This is a genomic window from Dongia sp., from assembly GCF_041906375.1.
Taxonomy (GTDB): Bacteria; Pseudomonadota; Alphaproteobacteria; order Dongiales; family Dongiaceae; genus Dongia.
The window spans coordinates 368,789-386,762 of sequence record NZ_JAYRJJ010000002.1 but is presented as its reverse complement, the minus strand read 5'-3'; the positions used below and the strand labels follow the sequence as shown (position 1 = coordinate 386,762).

At 63.4% G+C, this 17,974-nt stretch carries 25 protein-coding genes and 1 tRNA gene; 15 read left to right on the top strand and 11 right to left on the bottom strand.

Features of this window, described 5'->3' with window-relative positions; genetic code table 11:
• Positions 1–59: 59 nt before the first annotated feature.
• Complete coding sequence (locus ACE3OA_RS08560) at positions 60–359, top strand: Atu4866 domain-containing protein (RefSeq protein WP_374309993.1); 300 nt, start codon at positions 60–62, stop codon at positions 357–359.
• Between the two features lie 15 nt (positions 360–374).
• Here the strand turns inward: ACE3OA_RS08560 and ACE3OA_RS08555 are convergent, their stop codons facing one another.
• The 3 genes from ACE3OA_RS08555 to ACE3OA_RS08545 all read right to left on the bottom strand — a co-directional run bounded on the left by ACE3OA_RS08555 (position 375) and on the right by ACE3OA_RS08545 (position 1,619).
• Positions 375–647 carry a hypothetical protein gene (locus ACE3OA_RS08555; protein ID WP_374309991.1) on the bottom strand — a complete coding sequence of 91 codons (273 nt, stop codon included), beginning with the start codon at positions 645–647 and terminating at the stop codon, positions 375–377.
• 62 nt (positions 648–709) lie between these two features.
• On the bottom strand, positions 710–1,072 hold the full coding sequence (locus ACE3OA_RS08550) for a hypothetical protein (RefSeq protein ID WP_374309989.1): 363 nt from the start codon (positions 1,070–1,072) through the stop codon (positions 710–712).
• Positions 1,073–1,088: 16 nt separating this feature from the next.
• Positions 1,089–1,619 carry a macro domain-containing protein gene (locus ACE3OA_RS08545; protein WP_374309987.1) on the bottom strand — a complete coding sequence of 177 codons (531 nt, stop codon included), beginning with the start codon at positions 1,617–1,619 and terminating at the stop codon, positions 1,089–1,091.
• 201 nt (positions 1,620–1,820) lie between these two features.
• On the opposite strand from ACE3OA_RS08545, the gene ACE3OA_RS08540 reads away from it, so the two are divergent.
• Complete coding sequence (locus tag ACE3OA_RS08540) at positions 1,821–2,390, top strand: hypothetical protein (RefSeq protein WP_374309985.1); 570 nt, start codon at positions 1,821–1,823, stop codon at positions 2,388–2,390.
• A 20-nt stretch (positions 2,391–2,410) separates the two neighbouring features.
• The gene (locus ACE3OA_RS08535) at positions 2,411–2,833 is read left to right on the top strand and encodes a cupin domain-containing protein (protein WP_374309983.1); all 423 of its coding nucleotides are present in this window, start codon (positions 2,411–2,413) and stop codon (positions 2,831–2,833) included.
• A gap of 69 nt (positions 2,834–2,902) precedes the next feature.
• Here the strand turns inward: ACE3OA_RS08535 and ACE3OA_RS08530 are convergent.
• A tRNA-Gly gene (locus ACE3OA_RS08530) sits at positions 2,903–2,977 on the bottom strand.
• 251 nt (positions 2,978–3,228) lie between these two features.
• On the opposite strand from ACE3OA_RS08530, the gene ACE3OA_RS08525 reads away from it, so the two are divergent.
• The 5 genes from ACE3OA_RS08525 to ACE3OA_RS08505 all read left to right on the top strand — a co-directional run bounded on the left by ACE3OA_RS08525 (position 3,229) and on the right by ACE3OA_RS08505 (position 6,245).
• Positions 3,229–3,789: a prolyl-tRNA synthetase associated domain-containing protein gene (locus tag ACE3OA_RS08525; RefSeq protein ID WP_374309981.1), complete on the top strand. Its 561-nt coding sequence runs from the start codon at positions 3,229–3,231 to the stop codon at positions 3,787–3,789.
• 143 nt (positions 3,790–3,932) lie between these two features.
• Positions 3,933–4,862, top strand: coding sequence for a thioredoxin (trxA, locus tag ACE3OA_RS08520; RefSeq protein WP_374309979.1), 930 nt, complete (start codon positions 3,933–3,935; stop codon positions 4,860–4,862).
• A gap of 22 nt (positions 4,863–4,884) precedes the next feature.
• Positions 4,885–5,583: an LON peptidase substrate-binding domain-containing protein gene (locus ACE3OA_RS08515; RefSeq protein ID WP_374309977.1), complete on the top strand. Its 699-nt coding sequence runs from the start codon at positions 4,885–4,887 to the stop codon at positions 5,581–5,583.
• 15 nt (positions 5,584–5,598) lie between these two features.
• Entirely contained in the window at positions 5,599–5,793 is a 195-nt protein-coding gene (locus ACE3OA_RS08510) for a Trm112 family protein (RefSeq protein ID WP_374309975.1), read from the top strand.
• Entirely contained in the window at positions 5,790–6,245 is a 456-nt protein-coding gene (locus ACE3OA_RS08505; RefSeq protein WP_374309973.1) for a gamma-butyrobetaine hydroxylase-like domain-containing protein, read from the top strand. The genes ACE3OA_RS08510 and ACE3OA_RS08505 overlap by 4 nt, the downstream gene beginning before the upstream one ends.
• Positions 6,246–6,254: 9 nt before the next feature.
• Here the strand turns inward: ACE3OA_RS08505 and ACE3OA_RS08500 are convergent, their stop codons facing one another.
• From ACE3OA_RS08500 to ACE3OA_RS08485, 4 genes are all read right to left on the bottom strand, one after another.
• Entirely contained in the window at positions 6,255–6,806 is a 552-nt protein-coding gene (locus tag ACE3OA_RS08500; RefSeq protein ID WP_374309971.1) for a YbhB/YbcL family Raf kinase inhibitor-like protein, read from the bottom strand.
• Between the two features lie 161 nt (positions 6,807–6,967).
• On the bottom strand, positions 6,968–7,834 hold the full coding sequence (locus ACE3OA_RS08495; protein ID WP_374309969.1) for an AraC family transcriptional regulator: 867 nt from the start codon (positions 7,832–7,834) through the stop codon (positions 6,968–6,970).
• Positions 7,835–7,920: 86 nt separating this feature from the next.
• Entirely contained in the window at positions 7,921–8,265 is a 345-nt protein-coding gene (locus ACE3OA_RS08490; protein WP_374309967.1) for an antibiotic biosynthesis monooxygenase, read from the bottom strand.
• Positions 8,262–8,603 (bottom strand): NIPSNAP family protein, encoded by a 342-nt coding sequence (locus tag ACE3OA_RS08485; protein ID WP_374309965.1) that lies wholly within the window; start codon positions 8,601–8,603, stop codon positions 8,262–8,264. The genes ACE3OA_RS08490 and ACE3OA_RS08485 overlap by 4 nt, the downstream gene beginning before the upstream one ends.
• Positions 8,604–8,768: 165 nt before the next feature.
• On the opposite strand from ACE3OA_RS08485, the gene ACE3OA_RS08480 reads away from it, so the two are divergent.
• From ACE3OA_RS08480 to ACE3OA_RS08470, 3 genes are all read left to right on the top strand, one after another.
• Entirely contained in the window at positions 8,769–9,140 is a 372-nt protein-coding gene (locus ACE3OA_RS08480; RefSeq protein ID WP_374309963.1) for a cytochrome-c oxidase, read from the top strand.
• A 63-nt stretch (positions 9,141–9,203) separates the two neighbouring features.
• Complete coding sequence (locus tag ACE3OA_RS08475; protein ID WP_374309961.1) at positions 9,204–9,968, top strand: SDR family NAD(P)-dependent oxidoreductase; 765 nt, start codon at positions 9,204–9,206, stop codon at positions 9,966–9,968.
• 10 nt (positions 9,969–9,978) lie between these two features.
• Entirely contained in the window at positions 9,979–10,335 is a 357-nt protein-coding gene (locus tag ACE3OA_RS08470) for a hypothetical protein (RefSeq protein WP_374309959.1), read from the top strand.
• On the opposite strand, the gene der is transcribed toward ACE3OA_RS08470, so the two are convergent.
• From der to ACE3OA_RS08455, 3 genes are all read right to left on the bottom strand, one after another.
• Entirely contained in the window at positions 10,332–11,756 is a 1,425-nt protein-coding gene (der, locus tag ACE3OA_RS08465) for a ribosome biogenesis GTPase Der (protein ID WP_374309957.1), read from the bottom strand. The two genes, ACE3OA_RS08470 and der, sit on opposite strands and share 4 nt — an antisense overlap.
• A 53-nt stretch (positions 11,757–11,809) precedes the next feature.
• The gene (locus tag ACE3OA_RS08460) at positions 11,810–13,162 is read right to left on the bottom strand and encodes a PQQ-binding-like beta-propeller repeat protein (RefSeq protein WP_374309955.1); all 1,353 of its coding nucleotides are present in this window, start codon (positions 13,160–13,162) and stop codon (positions 11,810–11,812) included.
• Positions 13,163–13,251: 89 nt separating this feature from the next.
• Positions 13,252–13,917, bottom strand: a complete 666-nt coding sequence (locus tag ACE3OA_RS08455) for a tetratricopeptide repeat protein (RefSeq protein ID WP_374309953.1) — start codon at positions 13,915–13,917, stop codon at positions 13,252–13,254.
• 171 nt (positions 13,918–14,088) lie between these two features.
• Between ACE3OA_RS08455 and ACE3OA_RS08450 the strand changes: the two genes are divergently transcribed.
• From ACE3OA_RS08450 to ACE3OA_RS08435, 4 genes are all read left to right on the top strand, one after another.
• Entirely contained in the window at positions 14,089–14,502 is a 414-nt protein-coding gene (locus tag ACE3OA_RS08450; RefSeq protein WP_374309951.1) for a hypothetical protein, read from the top strand.
• Between the two features lie 95 nt (positions 14,503–14,597).
• Complete coding sequence (locus ACE3OA_RS08445) at positions 14,598–14,933, top strand: DUF2794 domain-containing protein (protein ID WP_374309949.1); 336 nt, start codon at positions 14,598–14,600, stop codon at positions 14,931–14,933.
• A 210-nt stretch (positions 14,934–15,143) separates the two neighbouring features.
• Positions 15,144–15,680, top strand: coding sequence for a GcrA family cell cycle regulator (locus ACE3OA_RS08440; protein WP_374309947.1), 537 nt, complete (start codon positions 15,144–15,146; stop codon positions 15,678–15,680).
• Between the two features lie 422 nt (positions 15,681–16,102).
• Positions 16,103–17,920, top strand: coding sequence for a hypothetical protein (locus tag ACE3OA_RS08435; protein ID WP_374309945.1), 1,818 nt, complete (start codon positions 16,103–16,105; stop codon positions 17,918–17,920).
• The last annotated feature ends 54 nt before the right edge of the window (positions 17,921–17,974 follow it).

Below are 17,974 nucleotides of genomic sequence, written 5' to 3'. Positions count from 1 at the left end.
GTCCAGACAGCGGCGCTCGGCCGCGGCCACCAATTGCCGTTCAAATGGAGGCAACGATCATGGATTTCCTGCCCATTCCCCAAGAAGCCCGCCCGATCTTCGACGCCGAAGCCGCCAGCCGTCTGCCGGTCGAACCGCGCGGCGACTGGATCAACGAGACCAACGGGCAGACGCGCCTGTCGCTCAGCAACGACGGCCGCTACAGCAAGACACAGGGCCAGCGCCAGGGCATCTATAGCGGCCGCTATTCCTGCCAAGGCACCCGCATCCGCTTCATCGATGATTTCGATTTCGTGCTGACCGGCGAGATCACCGGCAACACCCTGCGCATCGGCGATTACGTCTATCGCCGGGCTTAACTCTCTAGGTGGGGGCTATTGGTCGCGCGCGGCGCGCGGATGCGTTTCAACGAAATGGCAGAACACCGCGCGCAGGACAGCGGCGTGCTTCGTGTCGCCGCGCCCTTCGGCCTTGGCGATGTCGTCGAGGATATAGCGGCGGATACAGCGCTCGCCGGCTTCGTTCTCGCAGAGGTAATTGGCCATCTCGGCGGCGGCCATCTGGGGAATGTGCTCATGCTCGGCGATCGCCGCGACGACGCCCTTGCTGACGCCGCATAGGGCCTGGCAATCGTCGAAGGTCAGCATGGCCGTTCCTCCCGGCCGGCTCAGCGGCCCGGGATCATCCCGGGCCGGCCGGCATTTTCGCATCAGCGCAGCGACACCACCTTGAACGGCCGCGTGACACCGTCATGTTCCGTGATCGAGACATATTCGCCAAGCGCGAAGCGGTGCTTGTCGAATTTGAAAGCCGGCTCGTCATCCTCGGTGCCGGGCGCATAGGAGAAGACCCAGCGGTCCTTGCCAAGGTGCTTGAGCGCGCCCTGTTCGTATTTCTCGCCGGTCCAGAAACGCCGCACCTTGCAATCGGTCTTGTGCTGCTTGAACGCCTCGGCGTCGAGATGGCCCTCGGCGGTCAGCGGTGCCGTGAATTCATAACCGCAACCCGGATCACCCTCGGGGTGATCCTTGGTGCGGCCGAGTTCCAGCCGGATGGTCTTGAGTTGGCTCATCGGGTCGGATCCCGTCTCAGGCCTGAACAGCACTGGCGCCGGCGCGGCCCTTCTCGGCCAGGCCCGCTTCCATCGCCGCCACGTTCTTGTGATAGACGGTGTAGACAAAGACGGGGATGTCCAGGCTGCCCAGATGCTTTTCCACCAGCAGCTTCACGTCGCTCCAATCCAGGCCGCCGACACCGGTCGCCAGGCGCGGCAAGGCGATGCTCTTGATGCCTTCCTTGGCGATCAGCTTGGCCAGCTCCTTGAGGGCGTGATGCACATTTTCCAGCGTCGCCTTGCCCGGCTTTTCGCCATGGCCATAGGCCGCTTCCTGCACCATCATGTTGACGATGGCCGGGCCTTCGGCGCCGCCCCAATACCAGACCTCGCCTGCCTTCGGATGGCTGCTCTGGCAATAATGGCGAAAGTCCTTGACCATGGCGGGCCAACGCTCGCGCAAGGCGAGGGCCAAGCCGCTGTCGAAATGATCGCCCGGCGCCACGCCATGCGCCACGACCTGGGCTTTGCTCAACAGGATGTCGCCTTCGACTTCACGAATCATGCTACGCGTCCTTCACTCATGATGATGACTAAAATCTGAGCTAAGGTTAGACCGACCGGGCGCGAGGTCCTTGATTTAGGTCAAGAAGCTATAATCTCGGTCTTTCTTCGCTTCGGTTTCGTTTTGTGATCTGCTTCACCGTGCCGAACAATGTTCCGCGGCATCGTGGAAAAATCGGCTGCTTGCGGAAAGGAGGCTGTCATGATTGGGGTGAAGGCTTTGATATCCGCCGCGGCAATGACCCTGGCGTTGCAGTGCGGGCTCACCGCGGGTGCATACGCCGACGCCGATTGCGTAGACGTTCCCGGTATTGAGGGCGAGATCGACAGCTTCCTCGACCAGGCCGTGGCGGCGCAAGGTGCTGGCCAAGGCACCATGCCGATCGATGCCGTGCTCTTCGGCGTCACCGATATCGGCGTCGAGGACCGGCAGGAACTGGATGCCAGGGCCAAGGTCGAACTGAAACGGCGCACGGCCGATGGCGGCGACTACACCAATCGCGGTCCTGAACGCATCACCGTCGAAGGCATCTTCGCCGAACGGGAAACACTTTTCCGCCTGCCCAAACTGATCCTCGGCCGCTACCGGCTCAATGGCCAGGGTGCGACACTCGCCTACGATCCCGAACACACGGTCGAAGTGGGCGAGCGTGTGCTCGGCATTCCCTTCTTCATGGAAATGGGGCGCATGTCGGTGACGCGCGAAGAACTCGCCTTCTACTTCGCCGGCAATGACGGACCGGAACCGGACCGCTGCTACAAAATCAAATAATGATGCGTGAGATGAGGAGAATGAGCATGCGGAAATTCTGGCTGTATCTGGTCGTGTTGCTGGCGGCGGCGCCGGCCTTGGCCGAGGACGCGAAGCCCCCGGTGGTGGTGACGCCGCTTCTCACCACCGACAGCACGGTGAGCGGCCAGCCCATCCAATGGCCGCAGCAGAATGCCGAGATCGTCACCGCAACTTATGAAATCGCCCCCGGCGCCAGCCTGCCCGAACACAAGCACCCATATCCGCGCTACGCCTATGTGCTCGCGGGCACGCTGCAGGTCACGAACACGGAAACCGGCAAGGCCGTCATCTTCCACCCCGGCGACGTCATCGCCGAAGCCGTGGGCCAATGGCACAAAGGCGCCAATATCGGCCCCGACCCGGTGAAGCTCTTCGTCATGGACATGATCGAGAAGGGGCAGAACAACGTGGTGAAGAAGTAGGGGACCAAAACGCAAAAACGGCCCGCTGGGGCCGTTTTTCGCATCGCGTCTTCTCGTGAAAGGCCAAACTGGAGCGGGCGAAGGGATTCGAACCCTCGACCCCAACCTTGGCAAGGTTGTGCTCTACCCCTGAGCTACGCCCGCACTCCGTTTGGCAGCGCCCGTATGGCCTTGGCCTCACGAGCGCGGCGCATCATACGCATCGGCGCCGCATTTGCAAGTGGGCTTATTCTGTTTTTTTGGCAAGGGGTTAGGCCGATTTCGCTTCCGGCCGGCGGCACGGGAATCGGGTGCCTCGGGGCGATTTTCCGGGTGTCCCCCGGGCTTTCGATTGTCTCCGGCGGCCTTCCCCGGCTATATCCGGCGGCAGTTTTGTTAACGAAGGTACTTCGCCCATGTCCGCCGATACCGCCACCGATCACACCGCAGCCCTGGAAGCCCAGGCCAAGCTGCCGACCAGCCCCGACCAGCTGCTGGCGCGGCTCTCGGAACTTGGCATTACCACGAAGACCACGGACCATGTGCCAGTCTTCACGGTCGAGGAAAGCCAGCAGGTGAGCCGCGACATGAGCGGCGGGCATATCAAGAACCTGTTCCTGCGCAACAAACGGGAAGAGATGTGGCTGGTGACGGTCGAGGAAAACCGCCGCGTCGATTTGAAGGCGCTGGGTGAGAAGCTGACCGGCGAAACCGGCGGCAATGCCAAGCTTTCCTTCGGTTCGGCCGACCGGCTGATGACCTATCTGGGGGTCATTCCGGGGGCGGTGACGCCGTTTGCGGTCATCAATGACAAGGGCCGGAAGGTAAAAATGGTGCTGGACCGGCATCTGCTGGACTGCAACCCGATCAACGCCCACCCGCTGGTCAATTTCAAGACCACGGCGATCGCACCTCAGGACCTCCTCAAATTCCTCGAGGCGGAGGAGCACAAGCCGCAGCTGGTGGATTTCGCATAACCCCCCTCGCTTGCGCATAAGCCCCCCGCATGCACATAACCCCTTGTCCCGACAGGGAACGGGGACTTGCGGCAAAGGTTGATTCAGACGCCGGAAAAGCCCATCTATAGGGCCAAATCCGGATTTATCAGGAGTAGCGCGGAATGGACAATCTGATCGGGGCCAACCTGGCCGGCGGGCCGGCCGCGGCCGATTTGGTCAAGGACAGCAGCCAGCAGACTTTCAAGGCGGACGTCATCGACGCCTCGATGGAGGTGCCGGTCATTGTCGATTTCTGGGCACCCTGGTGCGGCCCCTGCAAGCAGCTGGGGCCGGTGCTGGAAAAGGTCGTCAAGGAAGCGCGCGGTGCCGTGCGCATGGTCAAGGTCAATGTCGACGAGAACCAGGCCTTGGCCGGGCAGCTGCGCATCCAGTCGATCCCGGCGGTCTTCGCCTTCTTCCAGGGCCGTCCGGTCGACGCCTTCCAGGGCGCGCAGCCGGAAGGGCAGTTGAAGGCTTTCGTGGCGCGCCTTGCCAAGCTCGGCGGCGGCGAAGCGGGCGCCTCGCCCATCGACGAGGCGCTGGAACATGCCGAAGCCGCCCATGAAGCGGGCGATCATGCGACCGCCGCCGAGATTTTCGGCCAGATCCTCGAACATGAGCCGGAGAATGTGAAGGCGATCGGCGGCATCGTGCGCTGCCTCATCGCTCTGGGCGAACTGGAGCAGGCGGCGGAATTCCTGGGCCGGACCCCCAAGGACAAGCTGGGTGACCCGGCGATCGCCGCCGCCAAGGCGCAGCTCGACGTCGTGCAGGCCGGGCAGAAGGCCGCCGGACAGACCGATGCCTTGCGTGCCCGCATCGACGCCAATCCGAAGGATCACGAAGCGCGTATCGAGCTTGCCCAGGCCTTGTTCGCCACCGGCGACAAGGAAGGAGCGGTCGACCAGCTGCTGGACAGCATCCGCATCAACCGCGCCCATAATGAGGAAGCGGCCAGGAAGCAGCTCGTCACCTTCTTCGAGGCGCTGGGCCCGACGGACCCGCTGACGCTCAGCGCGCGCCGGCGGCTGTCGTCGCTGCTGTTCTCGTGATCATTTGAAGAGGCAAGGTTCCATGCGTTCCGGCCCCAGCCATCTTGGCCCCTTCGACCCGGGTTACGCGGATTTGCCGGCGGAGATGCCGATCTTTCCGCTGACCAATGCGCTGCTGCTGCCGGGCGGGCGCCTGCCGCTCAACATTTTCGAGCCGCGCTATCTTGCCATGGTGCGCGCGGCATTGATGACGCCGCAGCGTCTCATCGGCATGGTGCAGCCGATCGACGCCAATGCCGACCGGAACCTGCAATCGGATTTCGTGCCGGCGGTACATCAGGTGGGTTGCGCCGGCCGCATCGTCTCCTTCGAGGAGACGCCGGACGGGCGCTATCAGCTTATCCTCTCCGGCCTCATCCGCTTCCGCATCAAGGAAGAACTGCCGCTGGCCAAGGGCGGCTATCGCCGCGTGGTGCCGGACTTCCAGAAGTTCGCCCATGACATGGCCGAGCATGAATTCCAATTGGCCGATCGGCCGCGCTTCCTGGCGGTGCTGCAGGAATACCTGAAGACGCGCCAAGCGCGGCTCGACTGGAAGGGCATCGAAGAAGTGGCCGATGACGAACTGGTCGTCGCCATGGCGCAGATGTCGCCGCTGGAGCCGGAAGAAAAGCAATCGCTGCTGGAATGTGCGGACCTCGATGCCGTGGTCGAGATGATGACGGCGATGTTCGAGGTGCACGGCGCCACCGCTTCCGGCGGCGAACACCGGCTGCATTGAGAAGGACGGCCGGACATGGGCGACAACGACATCCTCATCGACCCCAAGCTCTTGGAAATCCTGGTCTGCCCGATCAGCAAGACGCCGCTCGTCTATGATCGGCAGAAGCAGGAATTGATCAGCAAGGCCGCGGGCCTTGCCTATCCGATCCGCGACGGCATTCCGATCATGCTGGTCGACGAGGCGCGGCCGTTGGAGATGGACGAATGAGCGATACCCTCGGCACCGAGCATTGGCCGGTCGAAATCCGCCACCGTCAGGCCGAGAAGCTGCTCGAGATCGAATTCGACGACGGCAAGACCTTCCAGTATCCGGCCGAATTACTGCGCGTTGAAAGCCCCTCAGCGGAAGTTCAGGGCCATGGGCCGGGACAGAAGACCATCGTGCCGGGCCGGCGCCATGTCGGCATCATGAAGGTCGAGCCGGTCGGCCATTACGCCATCCGCATCGAATTCGACGACATGCACGATACCGGCATTTACTCGTGGCGCTATCTCTATGACATGGGCCGCGACAAGGACCGGATCTGGCAGGGCTATCTCGACGCCCTCGCCCAACATGGCTTGAGCCGCGACCCGCGCGCGGTGAAGGCACCCGCTGCCCAGTCACCCGCAGCCAGCGGCCATAGCTGCGGCAGCGGCGGGTGCGGGCACAAGCACTAGTCCAGCAAGTCACTCCCGCCCTTGCGTGACCGTGAGGCTGGCTTCACCCAGTGCATTGGCCTTGGCAAAGAAACCGACCAGGGCCGGTGTCGCATTGGCGTCGAGCGGCAGCTTCGCCACCTTGAGCGCCGTCAGCGTGAAGACATAGGCGTGGCTCTCTCCTTCCGGCGGGCAGGGCCCCATATAGCCGGGTGATCCCAGATCGCTGCGTGTTTCGAGCGCACCCGCCGGCAGCTTCGCGGCATCGCCGCTGGCGCCGGTTGCCAATTCGGCGGCATCGACCGGGATGTTGACGACAACCCAATGCATCCAGCCGATACCCGTGGGGGCATCCTTGTCGTGGATCGTGAGCACGAAGCTCATGGTGCCTTCCGGCGCCCCCTGCCAGGTAAGAGCCGGCGAGAGATTGCCGCCTTTGCAGCCGAAACCGAATTTCTCGCTCAAGGCGAATTTCGCCGGCAGCCGGCCGTCGACGAGATCGGGGCTGTCGAGGGTGAAGCCGTCGGCCAAGGCAGGTGTCGCCAAAGCGAGGAAGGCGGTGAGGGAAAATAAGGTGCGCATGATCTCTCTCCTTGTTGAGCAAGGAGAGTTTTCCAGGTCAGTGCCGAGCCTGCGCTGCGGCAGCGCTCAAAGACTGTGCCGAAACGCTCAATCCGCCGTGCGGATATCGCTGGGGCCGAAACGCTCAATCCGCCGTGCGGATATCGCTGGGGCCGAAACGCTCAATCCGCTGTGCGGATATCGCTGGGGCTGAAGCCGAAACGAGCCCGAAAGCGCGAGGCAAAGCGCGACGGGCTCTCATAGCCCACGTCATGGGCGATCTCGCCCACGGCCTTGTCGGTCACCTGCAGCAAGGTGAGGGCCAAGGACATCCTGAGATCGGTGAGTTCGGCGGTGAGCGATGTCTTCTCGTCGGCAAGGCGCCGGCGCAAGGTGGCCTCGCTCATGCCGAGCGCCCTGGCGATCTCCGGGGCTGTCCAGTCCTTCGCCGGGGCGCCGGCCAGCAAGGCGCGCAGGCGATGGGTCGTATTCGGCGCATTGAGATTGGCCAGATGCGCGCCGCCATGGTCGATCCAGGCCAGCATCTCCTGGACGCGCTGGGCGGCGACGAGGTCGGGAAGATTCGTGGCGGCAATGCCCGCGGCCGCCCGGTCGAAAGCATCGCGGAAGTCGGCCGGCAGATTCCGCAAGGCGAGATGACCGGTTATCACGGAACTCGTGCTGGCGGCGGCGAAGCGGTCGATGAGGTCCGGCGCCATGGCCAGCCAATGCGCTTCATAGATGCCATCTGGATCCGGCCGGTTGATGACGTCATAGACGGTGCCGCCGGCGATCGCCACCGCGTCGCCGGGGTTGAGCCTGGTCTCGCCCCCATCCTTGGCGAGCACCTTCTGCCCGCGCTGGATGACGATCAAAACCGGCTGGTCGATGACGAGATGGGCCAGAAGCACGTCGCGGCGCTGGATGACATGGCCGGTGGCACCGATCCCCGCTCGCTGCGCGATCGAGCGCGTGACCGCACCCGAAGCCGGCCGGTGCATGGCGCGCTCGTGGCGGATGAGGGGCAGGATCTTGGACTGGGGCCGCATGGGCTTCAGTATAGGGCCGGCGGCACCCGTCCCACAATCGACCGGCCCCACAATCGACCGGCCCCACAATCGGGCGGCAGGCGCCTCTAGCCGTGCACCACCACGCTGTCGCCGGGCGCCTGCGCGCGCTCATCGAGGCCATAGTCGCGCAGGACTGAGGCCACGCGCAGCCGGTAGCCGGCAAAGAGCCCGCCGCGGCCGGCTTCCTGGGCACGGCGGTGAACCTCAAGATTGCGCCATTGCTTGACCGCTTCCTCGTCGCGGAAGAAGGAGAGTGACAGCATTTTGCCCGGATTGGTGATGCTCTGGAATCGTTCGACCGAGATGAAGCCGTCGATTTTTTCCAGCTCCGGCTTCAGCTTGGCGGCAATGTCGAGATAGGCATCGCGGTGGGCGGCCACGGGTTCAACTTCAAAGATGACGGCGATCATGGGGCAGTGCTCCTTGGGGCCTGTTCGCTTGTGCCGGCAATCGGTTCCAAGAATGTCCGCTCCTCGCGCAGGATGAAACGCTTTTCCTGGGCTAGCGCGAAATTGGCGCGGCCATCGGCATCGCTGCGCAGCCGCGCCCGATAGGCCTCATAAGATGTAAGGTCGGGAAACGATATGAGGCCCCAGGCAATGTCGTTGGTCCCTTCATGGGGCAGGAAATAGCCGATGAGATGCCCGCCGCAGGCCGGAATGATGCGGCCCCAATTTTCCGCATAGGCGCGGAAGGCATCGCGCTGGAAGGGATCGATCTGGTAACGGATGAAGACGGTGACGGCCATGTCAGGCTCCTTGCTGGATGTCCGGCATTTCTAGGACGAAACCGGCGATCAATGCTTCGTCCGGCAACGAACTGTGTCATTGTCGATGCGAGCGCGCTTGCTGCCGGGGAGGGCAGGAGCGCGACGCCGCATCTTCTTTTCATGCTTCAATCCAAGGGGGAAAGAATGGCTCACCGCCTGCTGAAGATCGCCGCCTGCTATTTCGTTCTGGCCGTCTGCCTCGGCGCCTATATGGGTGCCACCGAGAATTTCGAACAGGTTGCCGTGCACACCCATCTCAATCTGCTGGGCTGGGTGAGCCTGGCAATCATCGGCTGCCTCTATCTGCTGAAGCCGGCGCTGGCGACCACGCGCCTCGCCATGGCGCATTTCTGGCTGCACAATATCGGCGCCCCATTGATGCTGGTCGGCGTGGCGCTGATCCATGGCGGCAATGAAGCCGTCGGCGGGCCGATCGCGGGGATCTTCTCGATCGTCACGGTCATCGGCATCATCTGCTTCGCCGTCAATCTGTGGCAGGGGCTGGACCGCGCCTGATTTGACAGGCGAAAACCGTCCCGGCTACCACTGGGGCCATTCTGTTTTTCGCGGGGGATTTTCATGATCAGCGCCGATCTTTCCGGCAAGGTGGCCTTCGTCACGGGCGGTGCCTCGGGCATCGGTCTTGCGACCGTCGAGCGCCTTGTCGCCAACAAGGCCCGGGTCGCGATCAACGACCTCGCCGGCAATCCGCGCCTTGCTGCCGAAGTGGAGCGGCTGCGCGCTGCTGGCCACGACGTCGCGGCCTTTCCTGGCGATGTTTCCAGCCAGGCGGATATGGACGCGGCGGTCACGGCGGCCGTGGCGCATTTCGGGCGGCTGGATTACCTGGTCAACAATGCCGGCACGCCCGGCACGGCGGCACCCATTCCGGTCAATGATTTCGCGCGCATGGATGAGGCCTTCTGGAGCAAGCTGGTCAACATCAACCAGATCGGCCCCTATCGCTGTTTGAAGGCCGCGGCACCGCATCTGAAGAAGACGCGCGGCGCCGTCGTCAACGTCGCTTCCACCGCCGGCCTCGGCTATGGCGGTTCGTCGAGCGTCTATGCCTCGACCAAGGCCGCCATCATCCTGCTCACCACCGAATGGTCCTACGCCATGGGGCCGGAGGTGCGCGTCAACGCCATCGCCCCCAATGTGGTCGACGGTTCCGGCTGGGATTGCAAATTCGATCCGGCGCAGCTCAAGGACTATGTCGCCAAGCTGCCCTTGAAGCGCCCGGGAACCCCCGCGGATTATGCCGAGACGATCTTCTATCTGCTGGCCGGCGCCCCCTATATCACCGGCCAGACCATCGTCATGGATGGCGGCGGGGCGCGGTGAGCTAATGCGTATGGCCTTTGGCGTTATCCTGGGGGTATTGCTCTGTCTCTCAGGGCCGCTGTTGGGCTACGCGGCTTTGAAAGTCACGCAGTCATTTTTCGCATATACGGCGATATGCCTGCTGACAAATTTTGTCGGCGGAATGGTCCTCGCGCGACGCTTGGACACCAGGGCATATTTCTGTTCAGGCGCGATTGCCTTCCCGCAAGCCTATTTCAGTCTGGGACTCGTCGGAGCCTCGGCCTGGACGGGCCAACTTGGAAGCATCGCCGTGTTCTCGGTCGTCTGGATCGCAACCGCGTTTGTTGGCATTGCAGCTTATCTTTGGCGCAAGAATAGACGGTTGCGGGCGGACAAGCCGGCTTAATCCCGCTCGCTATCATACGGATTGTCCGTGCGCCGCATGACGATGCGGATGGGCGTTCCCGGCAGGCCGAAGACGTCGCGCAAGCTCTTTACCAGATAGCGGTGGTAGCTTTCCGGCAGATCGTCCGCTTTCGAGGCGAAGATGGCGAAGGTGGGCGGCCGGGTCTTGATCTGCGTCATGTAGCGGATCTTGATGCGGCGGCCGCTGACCAAGGGCGGCGGATGCTGCGCCGTCACTTCCGCCAGCCAACGGTTGAGCTTGGCGGTCGAGACGCGCTTGTTCCAGGTTTCGTAGATATCGAGCACCGCCTGCATCAGCTTGTCGAGGCCGCGTTCGGTCATGGCGCTCATGGTGATGACGGGAATGCCCTTGGCCTGGGGCAGGGACCAGTCGATGCGCTCATGCAGCTTCTTGATCGCGGCGTTCTTGTCCTCGACCGCATCCCATTTGTTGGCGGCGATGATGAGGGCGCGGCCTTCTTCCACCACCTGGCGGGCGATGGTGAGGTCCTGTTTCTCCAGCATGTCGTTGCCATCGAGGACGAGCACGACGACATGGGCGTATTGGATGGCGCGCCGGGTATCGGCGCCGGACAGGCGCTCGAGCTTTTCGGTGACGCGCGAGTGGCGGCGGAGACCCGCGGTGTCGATGAGGCGGATCGCCTGGCCTTTCCACGACCAGTCGATGGCGATGGAATCGCGGGTGATGCCGGCTTCAGGCCCGGTCAGCAGGCGGTCTTCGCCGAGGAGGGCGTTGACCAGGGTCGACTTCCCCACATTGGGGCGGCCGACGATGGCCATCTGCAGGTGCTTTGGCGCCGGCGGCGCTTCGACCAGATCATCCTCGCCGCTATCCTCTTCGAGGTCGAGCGGGGCCACTTCCTCGAGATCGGCGTCGAGATGCGCCCCCGATTTCTCGCCGGCTTTCTTGAGGGCGAAGGGCTCAAGCGCGTCGTAAAGCTCGCCCAGGCCCTCGCCATGCTCAGCCGAGATCGGCAGCGGCGTGCCCAACCCTAAGCGAAAGCCTTCCTGCGCGGACTCACCGCCGGCGCGACCTTCCGCCTTGTTGGCGATGAGGATGACGGGCTTCCTGGATTTGCGGATGATACGGCCGAAATGCTCGTCGAGCGGCGTGATGCCGGCGCGGGCATCGAAGACCAGCAAGGTGACGTCGGCCTCGGCAATGGCCGCCTCGGTCTGCTGGCGCATGCGGCCTTCGAGACTGTCATCGACCGCGTCCTCGAGACCCGCCGTGTCGATCACGGTGAAGCTGAGATCGCCCAGATGCGCTTCGCCATAGCGCCGGTCGCGCGTGACGCCAGGCGTGTCGTCGACGATGGCGAGACGCTTGCGGATCAAACGGTTGAATAGCGTCGACTTGCCCACATTGGGACGGCCGACGATGGCGACGGTCAAAGACATCAGAACGAGTGCCGATCAGTAAAAGGCAGGACGCCCGAGGGCGCCCTGCGGCGTTATTTGAGCGCGATCAGGTCGGCGTCATCGGACAGCATATAGACCATCTCGTTGGCCACCACCGGGGGCAGATGCGAGCGGTCCGGCAGTTCCTGCTTGCCGAGCAATGCGCCGGTATAGGGTGAAAGCGACAAAGCGAGGCCGTTGGAGCCGGTTACCAGCAACCGGTCGCCGACCAGTACCGGACCGGACCAATAGATCGGGTCCTCGCGATATTGCATGTCCTCGAAGGGCGGCAGCGGCGTCAGCCATTTGATCTTGCCATCGTCGCGCGTGACGCAGACCACTTCGCTCTGCGAGGTAAGGAGGTAGATGAAATCGCCGGCGGCCCAGGGCATCTGCGTGCCGCCGAGATCCTTGTCCCAATAGCGTTCGCCGCGGCGCAGGTCGATCGACGCCATGACGCCGCCATTGCCGATGGCGATGACGCGGTCGCGGTCGATCACCGGCCGGCCGCGAATGTCGGACAGGGCCGCGATCGAGGAGGTGCGTGCCTTGCCGGCGAGACTGTCGGTCCACAGCGAACGGCCGTTGACTACGTCGAAGGCCAGCAATTCGCCGGACGTATAGGCCGCGACGACGACATTGCCGAGGACGGCCGGGGTCGAGCCGCCCAGGAGGCCAGCCGCTTCCTCGACACCGGCATTCGACCACAGGCGGCGCCCGTCATCGACGGCGAAGGCCACCAGCTGGTTGTCGATCGTGGTGACGAAGACGCGGCCATCGCTGACCGCGGGGGCGGCGCGCATGGGGGCCGGGGCCTTGCCTTCCCAGATGAAGGCACCGGTCTTGGCATCGAGCGCATAGACCTTGGCATAGGGCGTGGTGACGAAGATCTTGCCTTCGGCGACGGCCATGCCGCCACCGAACAGGTCATCATCCTCGTCTTCAGGGGTGAAATCGGCCTGCCAGAGGCGGGCACCGGTATTGGCATCGAAGGCACGGACCAGCGATTCAGCATCGAGCGTGTAGATAATGCCATCTGCCACGACCGGTTCGGCGAGCAGACGGTTGGCGGAATCGGCCGAGGAGCCGATATCGGCCGACCACACTTCGGTGAGCACGTCGGACGTTGCCTGCAGATGATACATGGCATGGGCCTGGTTGCCGCCAACCTGCGCCCAATCGGTGTTCACATAGGGCTTGGGCAGGCGCACGGCGATCTCGGCCAGCGTCGGGTCGGCCGCGTTCTCGCTGCTCTGCTGCAGCACCGAAACACGCTCGCCGGGCAGCGGCACCTTGGTCGGGCCGCAAGCAGCGAGCAACAACGCCAGCGCAAAGCCGGTGCCGAGCAGGGTCCCCGCACGCGTTACCGAAGCGAGGTCAATTCGATTGCGCCTGGTTGCCATCATTCCCCCAGATCTTCTTTCGCTTTTCTTCTCTCGACACTTCTTCTGTCGGGTCTTCTGTCGGGCGTCCCTGCCGAAATATTCCCCGCCGATCACGCGGCGAGCCGGTCGAGCATGATGGAAACGCGGTTGCGCAGATTGGCCGGCGCCTTATCGAGCCCGGCCTCCTCTTCCTTCTTCAAGGCGGCATCGAGGCCCTGGAAGATTTCCTTGGCCTTCGCCTTGTCGCCGCTGGCAAAGGCGGCAAGCCCCGTGATCTCGATGGCCGACAGCCGGTAGGGCTGGCCTTCCGCGACAAGGGGTTGCGCCAAAGCAAGCGCTGCGTCGGCCTTGCCGAGGTCGAGCGCCACATAGCCGCCCATCAGCGCCGCCATACCCTTGAGCGGTGCCGCAAAGCTCGGATCGCTTGCCATGCCCGTCAGCAGTTCCAGCGCCTTGGCCTTGTCACCGGCCTGCAACGAGGCATGCACCAGGTCAAAGCGGGCGAGATTGGCAAAGGGACCATCGGCATGGATCAGCTGGCCGAGCAGTTCCGGCGCCGCCTTGGGGTCCTGGGAGACGCGTTGCAGCGCGCCCAGATATTCAGTGCCGGCGGCTTCCCGCGCATTGCGGTCATAAATCTGCCAGCCGGTCACACCGGCGGTGCCGAGGATGATGAGGGCGACCGCGCCATAAACCAGATTCTGGTATTTCGCCCACAGCGCAGCCGCTGTGTCTCGGCGCAGATCCTCGTCGACTTCTTCAAAAATGTCAGCCACTTATGACCTCTGGAGCCCGTTCGGGCATACCTGTTCTCTCCCGGGCTTGGCAAGCCTGGGCGGTTGATTGCGCGCTAACATACAGGCAAGCCCGCCGCCTTGCCAACCGAGGCTTTGCCGCAGCTTCCCGCCGGTTGGAACGGGAATTGCTTACCTCAGGCGGCAGAACTGATGACAATCCGATCGACCGGGGTGGCCGAGATGGCAAGGATGCGTGGCGACAGGGTGATTTTGATGGCGGCGGCCCTCTTGATGGCCGGCTGCAATACCACGACGATTCCCAGCTGGATCTCAGGCACCACAGCCTATGCCGTGGTCGAGGGCGTTTCCCTGAACCAGACCGGCAAGACCGCATCCGACCATCTGGCCTCGATCGCCACCGGCGACGATTGTTCGCTCCTCGACTACACCAAGACCGGCAAATACTGCCGAACCGCGGCCGAAATCGCCCAGGAACAGGCCGAAAAGAACCGCCCTTATCCGGGCTATTGCTACCGGCAGCGGGCAACCGTGGTCTGTTACGACACCCCTGATCGGACCGCCACCAACGCGCTTGAGGTCTATCCGGAACCGCATGGCTGGTAGCAGGACGATCCGCGCTTTACGGATTCGCCTGTTTGCGCGACACTTTTGGCAGGGCTTGGAGCATTTCCGAGTCGCCCTCGTGATCATAGGATCGAATGGCGCAGCTCGTTCTTCTTAATGATTACCGCCGCCAAGGCCGCCGGGTCTATTTCAACCGCGACGAACTTAATCTTCTGCTTGGAATCTACAGCCGCAAGGTGGCCCACGCCGTCTGGCGCGACTATGCCATCGACCATCGCAGCAACATGGCGGTGTTCTCGGTCTATCGCCGGGCGCAGGAACAGCCGACCTTTGCCATCACCAAGGTGCTGCTGCGGGGCGAGAAGGACCCCAACTACATCCTTCTGGCCGGCAAGCGGCAGGTCAAATCCTCGCGGCGTCTGCCGGAGTTGATCGAATTCCTCGACCGCCAGCTCAATCTGGTAGACTGATCCGATCGGGGCAGCATCCGATTATGTGCCCTGAACACTATATGTTCCGATAGATTCTATTGTTATCCACAACATTTTGATTTTCTCCGCTTGCCTCCCCGCATCTTGTAGGGTGAAATAATCATCACTCTACATCTTGAGCTGGCGCGGCCTTTGTGGCTTATGGCGCCAGCCAATCGCCAGCTAAAGAACCGGTGGGGAGAAGACATCATGGAATGGACCGAACAGCGGATTGATATGCTGCGCAAGCTCTGGGGCCAGGGCCAGACGGCAAGCCAGATCGCGACCCTTTTGGGAGGCGTCACCCGTAACGCGGTGATCGGCAAGGCGCATCGCTTGGGATTGACCGGTCGCCCGTCGCCGATCAAGCGCGAAGGCACCGAAGCCGCAGCACCCCGCCGCAAACCCGCCGCCCAGCGCCGCCAGCAACCGGCCATTGCGCCGATGCCGGCCCCGCGCCATGCCGTCGCCCCAAGCGCGCAGGCCGCGGTGACCGTGCCGGCCGAACGCTATGCGGCGCCGGCGCCCGAAATGACCGAAACCCGGGCCGAACCGCAGGTCGCAGCGCCCAAGGCGCCCAGCGCACCCCGTGTGACGGCCCAGGCCGGCTCGAAATCATGCTCCTGGCCCGTGGGGGATCCCAAGCAGCCGGGCTTCCATTTCTGCGGGGACGTGGCAGAGGCCGGCCGGCCATATTGCGCGCATCATTGCGGCATCGCCTATCACCGCAAGTCGGAAGCGGCGTAAACCAGACCATCCCATTTCAGGGGCGGCAGCCGGCAATCGGCACCGATCCGGTGGGGGCCAGACTGAGGCGGTTCGCCAGGCGAGCCGCCTCTTTTGCGTCGCAGCCGGTATAAACCACAATTCATACAACCCACACTATAGTGCGACAATTTTGCGCACCACATTAGTTGTGGGGCAGTTTTGTCCCGGGTATCAGGCCGAATGGGCTCGGGGCTAAAAATTAAGTCGTTGTTTACTATAGATTTTAAGAATAATTGCCGAAAACGATCGCCGTATCATAATAGTGTGCGTATTTTTCCGTTTGCAGAATGGTAGGAGGGACTAAGCCCCGCCATGTGTCCGTTTTCCTTGCGACACGCGAGCCGGGAATAGGCTGATCTCCAGCCGGGTTCGCGTTCCAGCATCTGAGGGACACGAACATCATGGCGAATGTCGAAACCACCATCCCGGGCAGCAACACCATCGTCCTGCCGCAGGGCAACGAAACCATCCGTGTGCAAATGGTGCCTGGTGCCACCATCAACCTGCCCTTCGCGCCGGAAGACCTGGCGGCGAAACTGGGTGAAAATGGCAATCTGGCCATCCGCGCCGGCAACCAGACGATTATTTTCCTGGGCTATGCCGATGCCAACCAGGTGTCGCCGATTACGATCACCGGCGAGGGCCGCGCGCTCGATATCGCGGATATCCTGGCGTCGACCGATCCCAATCTCGATATCCAGACCGCCGCTGGTCCGGCCGCCGGTGCTCCCGGCGCCGCTGGCGTGGACAATAATGGTGGCCTGTTCTCACCCTTTGCCCCGGTTGTGGGCATCGGCGGCCTCAATGCCGTCGGCGGGTTGCAGGCGACGATCCTCAACTACAACACGATCCAGCGCGAAGCCCCGGTGCTTATCGAGGAAGCCGACGCGCCGCTGATCCTGCCCACCGGCGAAACCGGCCCCACCGGCGAAACCGGCCCCACCGGCGAAACCGGTGAAACCGGCGAGACAGGGACCACGGGAGAAACCGGTAATACCGGCCCCACTGGCCCGAGCGGCGAAACGGGTCCCTCTGGCCCGACCGGCCCGAGCGGCGAAACGGGTCCCTCCGGCCCGACCGGCCCGAGCGGCGAAACGGGTCCCTCCGGCCCGACCGGCCCCAGCGGTGAAACGGGTCCCTCCGGCCCGACGGGTCCAAGCGGTGAAACGGGTCCCTCCGGTCCCACGGGTCCGAGCGGCGAAACGGGTCCGTCCGGTCCGACCGGTCCGAGCGGCGAAACGGGTCCCTCCGGTCCGACCGGCCCGAGCGGTGAAACGGGTCCCTCCGGCCCGACGGGTCCGAGCGGTGAGACGGGTCCCTCCGGTCCGACGGGCCCGAGTGGTGAAACCGGTGAGACGGGCCAGACGGGTGAAACCGGCGGCACGGGGCCGGACCTGCATCTGCCGGCCGGTGTCTGCGAAGGCGGCATGCCGACCGACCTGTTCGTCTTGACCGGCGGCGGCAACCAGTCCGACACGCTGCAGGGCGGTGCCGGCAATGAGAGCATCCATGGCTATCAGCAGGACGATACGATCTATGCCGGTGGTGGCCATGACGCCGTTTACGGCGACCAGGGTGACGATCACCTCTATGGCGAAGCCGGCAATGATTGGATCGAAGGCGATGTCGGCAAAGACACGATCAGCGGTGGCGAAGGCAATGACATGCTGTTCGGCCAGAATGGCGCCGATGATCTCAGCGGCGGTGCCGGCAATGACTGCCTGTTCGGCGGCGACGGTGCCGATACTTATCTGGGCGGTGCCGGCAACGACATCTTCCACGGCATCGACAACAACGACCTGCATGGCAACCAGCCGGTGATCATCGGCGACAATGGCGATGGGTCGGCCCAGGGCGACGACATTGCCATGATGGCCGGCCTGCAGAACTTCCGCGGCGACACGGCCAATAACGACGATCAGTATGTCCGTGAAATCGAGGTGCTGAACTTCGATGGCAAGCAGGCGGACAATACCGATGACGGCGCCGGCACCACGATCACGCTCGACGCAGCGAGTGTGCTCGACATGACCGATGACCGGAACACCCTGTTCGTCCAGGGCGACGCCAATGATTCGATCAGCATGCTGGGCGACTGGAACCAGGATGCGACGCTGCACTCGGGCGATGACGGGCGTACTTATCAGCTCTACACCGCCACCTATGGCGGCGAGACGGTCAATGTCTATGTCGATACCGACATCGTCATCGCGCCGTAAGGTTTACGCCTGGTAACACGTGACTTTGAGCGGGCGCCCCTTGACGGGGGCGCC

Excerpts from the sequence above, each read along its gene's own strand:
- ACE3OA_RS08535 (WP_374309983.1), top strand. The coding sequence starts at position 2,411 with ATGAGCATGCGGAAATTCTGGCTGTATCTGGTCGTGTTGCTGGCGGCG.
- ACE3OA_RS08440 (WP_374309947.1), top strand. The coding sequence starts at position 15,144 with ATGGAATGGACCGAACAGCGGATTGATATGCTGCGCAAGCTCTGGGGC.
- ACE3OA_RS08485 (WP_374309965.1), bottom strand. The coding sequence starts at position 8,603 with ATGGCCGTCACCGTCTTCATCCGTTACCAGATCGATCCCTTCCAGCGC.
- ACE3OA_RS08545 (WP_374309987.1), bottom strand. The coding sequence starts at position 1,619 with ATGATTCGTGAAGTCGAAGGCGACATCCTGTTGAGCAAAGCCCAGGTC.
- ACE3OA_RS08540 (WP_374309985.1), top strand. The coding sequence starts at position 1,821 with ATGATTGGGGTGAAGGCTTTGATATCCGCCGCGGCAATGACCCTGGCG.
- ACE3OA_RS08525 (WP_374309981.1), top strand. The coding sequence starts at position 3,229 with ATGTCCGCCGATACCGCCACCGATCACACCGCAGCCCTGGAAGCCCAG.
- ACE3OA_RS08500 (WP_374309971.1), bottom strand. The coding sequence starts at position 6,806 with ATGCGCACCTTATTTTCCCTCACCGCCTTCCTCGCTTTGGCGACACCT.
- ACE3OA_RS08470 (WP_374309959.1), top strand. The coding sequence starts at position 9,979 with ATGGCCTTTGGCGTTATCCTGGGGGTATTGCTCTGTCTCTCAGGGCCG.
- ACE3OA_RS08515 (WP_374309977.1), top strand. The coding sequence starts at position 4,885 with ATGCGTTCCGGCCCCAGCCATCTTGGCCCCTTCGACCCGGGTTACGCG.
- ACE3OA_RS08495 (WP_374309969.1), bottom strand. The coding sequence starts at position 7,834 with ATGCGGCCCCAGTCCAAGATCCTGCCCCTCATCCGCCACGAGCGCGCC.
- ACE3OA_RS08475 (WP_374309961.1), top strand. The coding sequence starts at position 9,204 with ATGATCAGCGCCGATCTTTCCGGCAAGGTGGCCTTCGTCACGGGCGGT.
- ACE3OA_RS08460 (WP_374309955.1), bottom strand. The coding sequence starts at position 13,162 with ATGATGGCAACCAGGCGCAATCGAATTGACCTCGCTTCGGTAACGCGT.
- ACE3OA_RS08480 (WP_374309963.1), top strand. The coding sequence starts at position 8,769 with ATGGCTCACCGCCTGCTGAAGATCGCCGCCTGCTATTTCGTTCTGGCC.
- ACE3OA_RS08555 (WP_374309991.1), bottom strand. The coding sequence starts at position 647 with ATGCTGACCTTCGACGATTGCCAGGCCCTATGCGGCGTCAGCAAGGGC.
- ACE3OA_RS08450 (WP_374309951.1), top strand. The coding sequence starts at position 14,089 with ATGACAATCCGATCGACCGGGGTGGCCGAGATGGCAAGGATGCGTGGC.
- ACE3OA_RS08550 (WP_374309989.1), bottom strand. The coding sequence starts at position 1,072 with ATGAGCCAACTCAAGACCATCCGGCTGGAACTCGGCCGCACCAAGGAT.
- ACE3OA_RS08445 (WP_374309949.1), top strand. The coding sequence starts at position 14,598 with ATGGCGCAGCTCGTTCTTCTTAATGATTACCGCCGCCAAGGCCGCCGG.
- der (WP_374309957.1), bottom strand. The coding sequence starts at position 11,756 with ATGTCTTTGACCGTCGCCATCGTCGGCCGTCCCAATGTGGGCAAGTCG.
- ACE3OA_RS08435 (WP_374309945.1), top strand. The coding sequence starts at position 16,103 with ATGGCGAATGTCGAAACCACCATCCCGGGCAGCAACACCATCGTCCTG.
- trxA (WP_374309979.1), top strand. The coding sequence starts at position 3,933 with ATGGACAATCTGATCGGGGCCAACCTGGCCGGCGGGCCGGCCGCGGCC.
- ACE3OA_RS08490 (WP_374309967.1), bottom strand. The coding sequence starts at position 8,265 with ATGATCGCCGTCATCTTTGAAGTTGAACCCGTGGCCGCCCACCGCGAT.
- ACE3OA_RS08505 (WP_374309973.1), top strand. The coding sequence starts at position 5,790 with ATGAGCGATACCCTCGGCACCGAGCATTGGCCGGTCGAAATCCGCCAC.
- ACE3OA_RS08560 (WP_374309993.1), top strand. The coding sequence starts at position 60 with ATGGATTTCCTGCCCATTCCCCAAGAAGCCCGCCCGATCTTCGACGCC.
- ACE3OA_RS08510 (WP_374309975.1), top strand. The coding sequence starts at position 5,599 with ATGGGCGACAACGACATCCTCATCGACCCCAAGCTCTTGGAAATCCTG.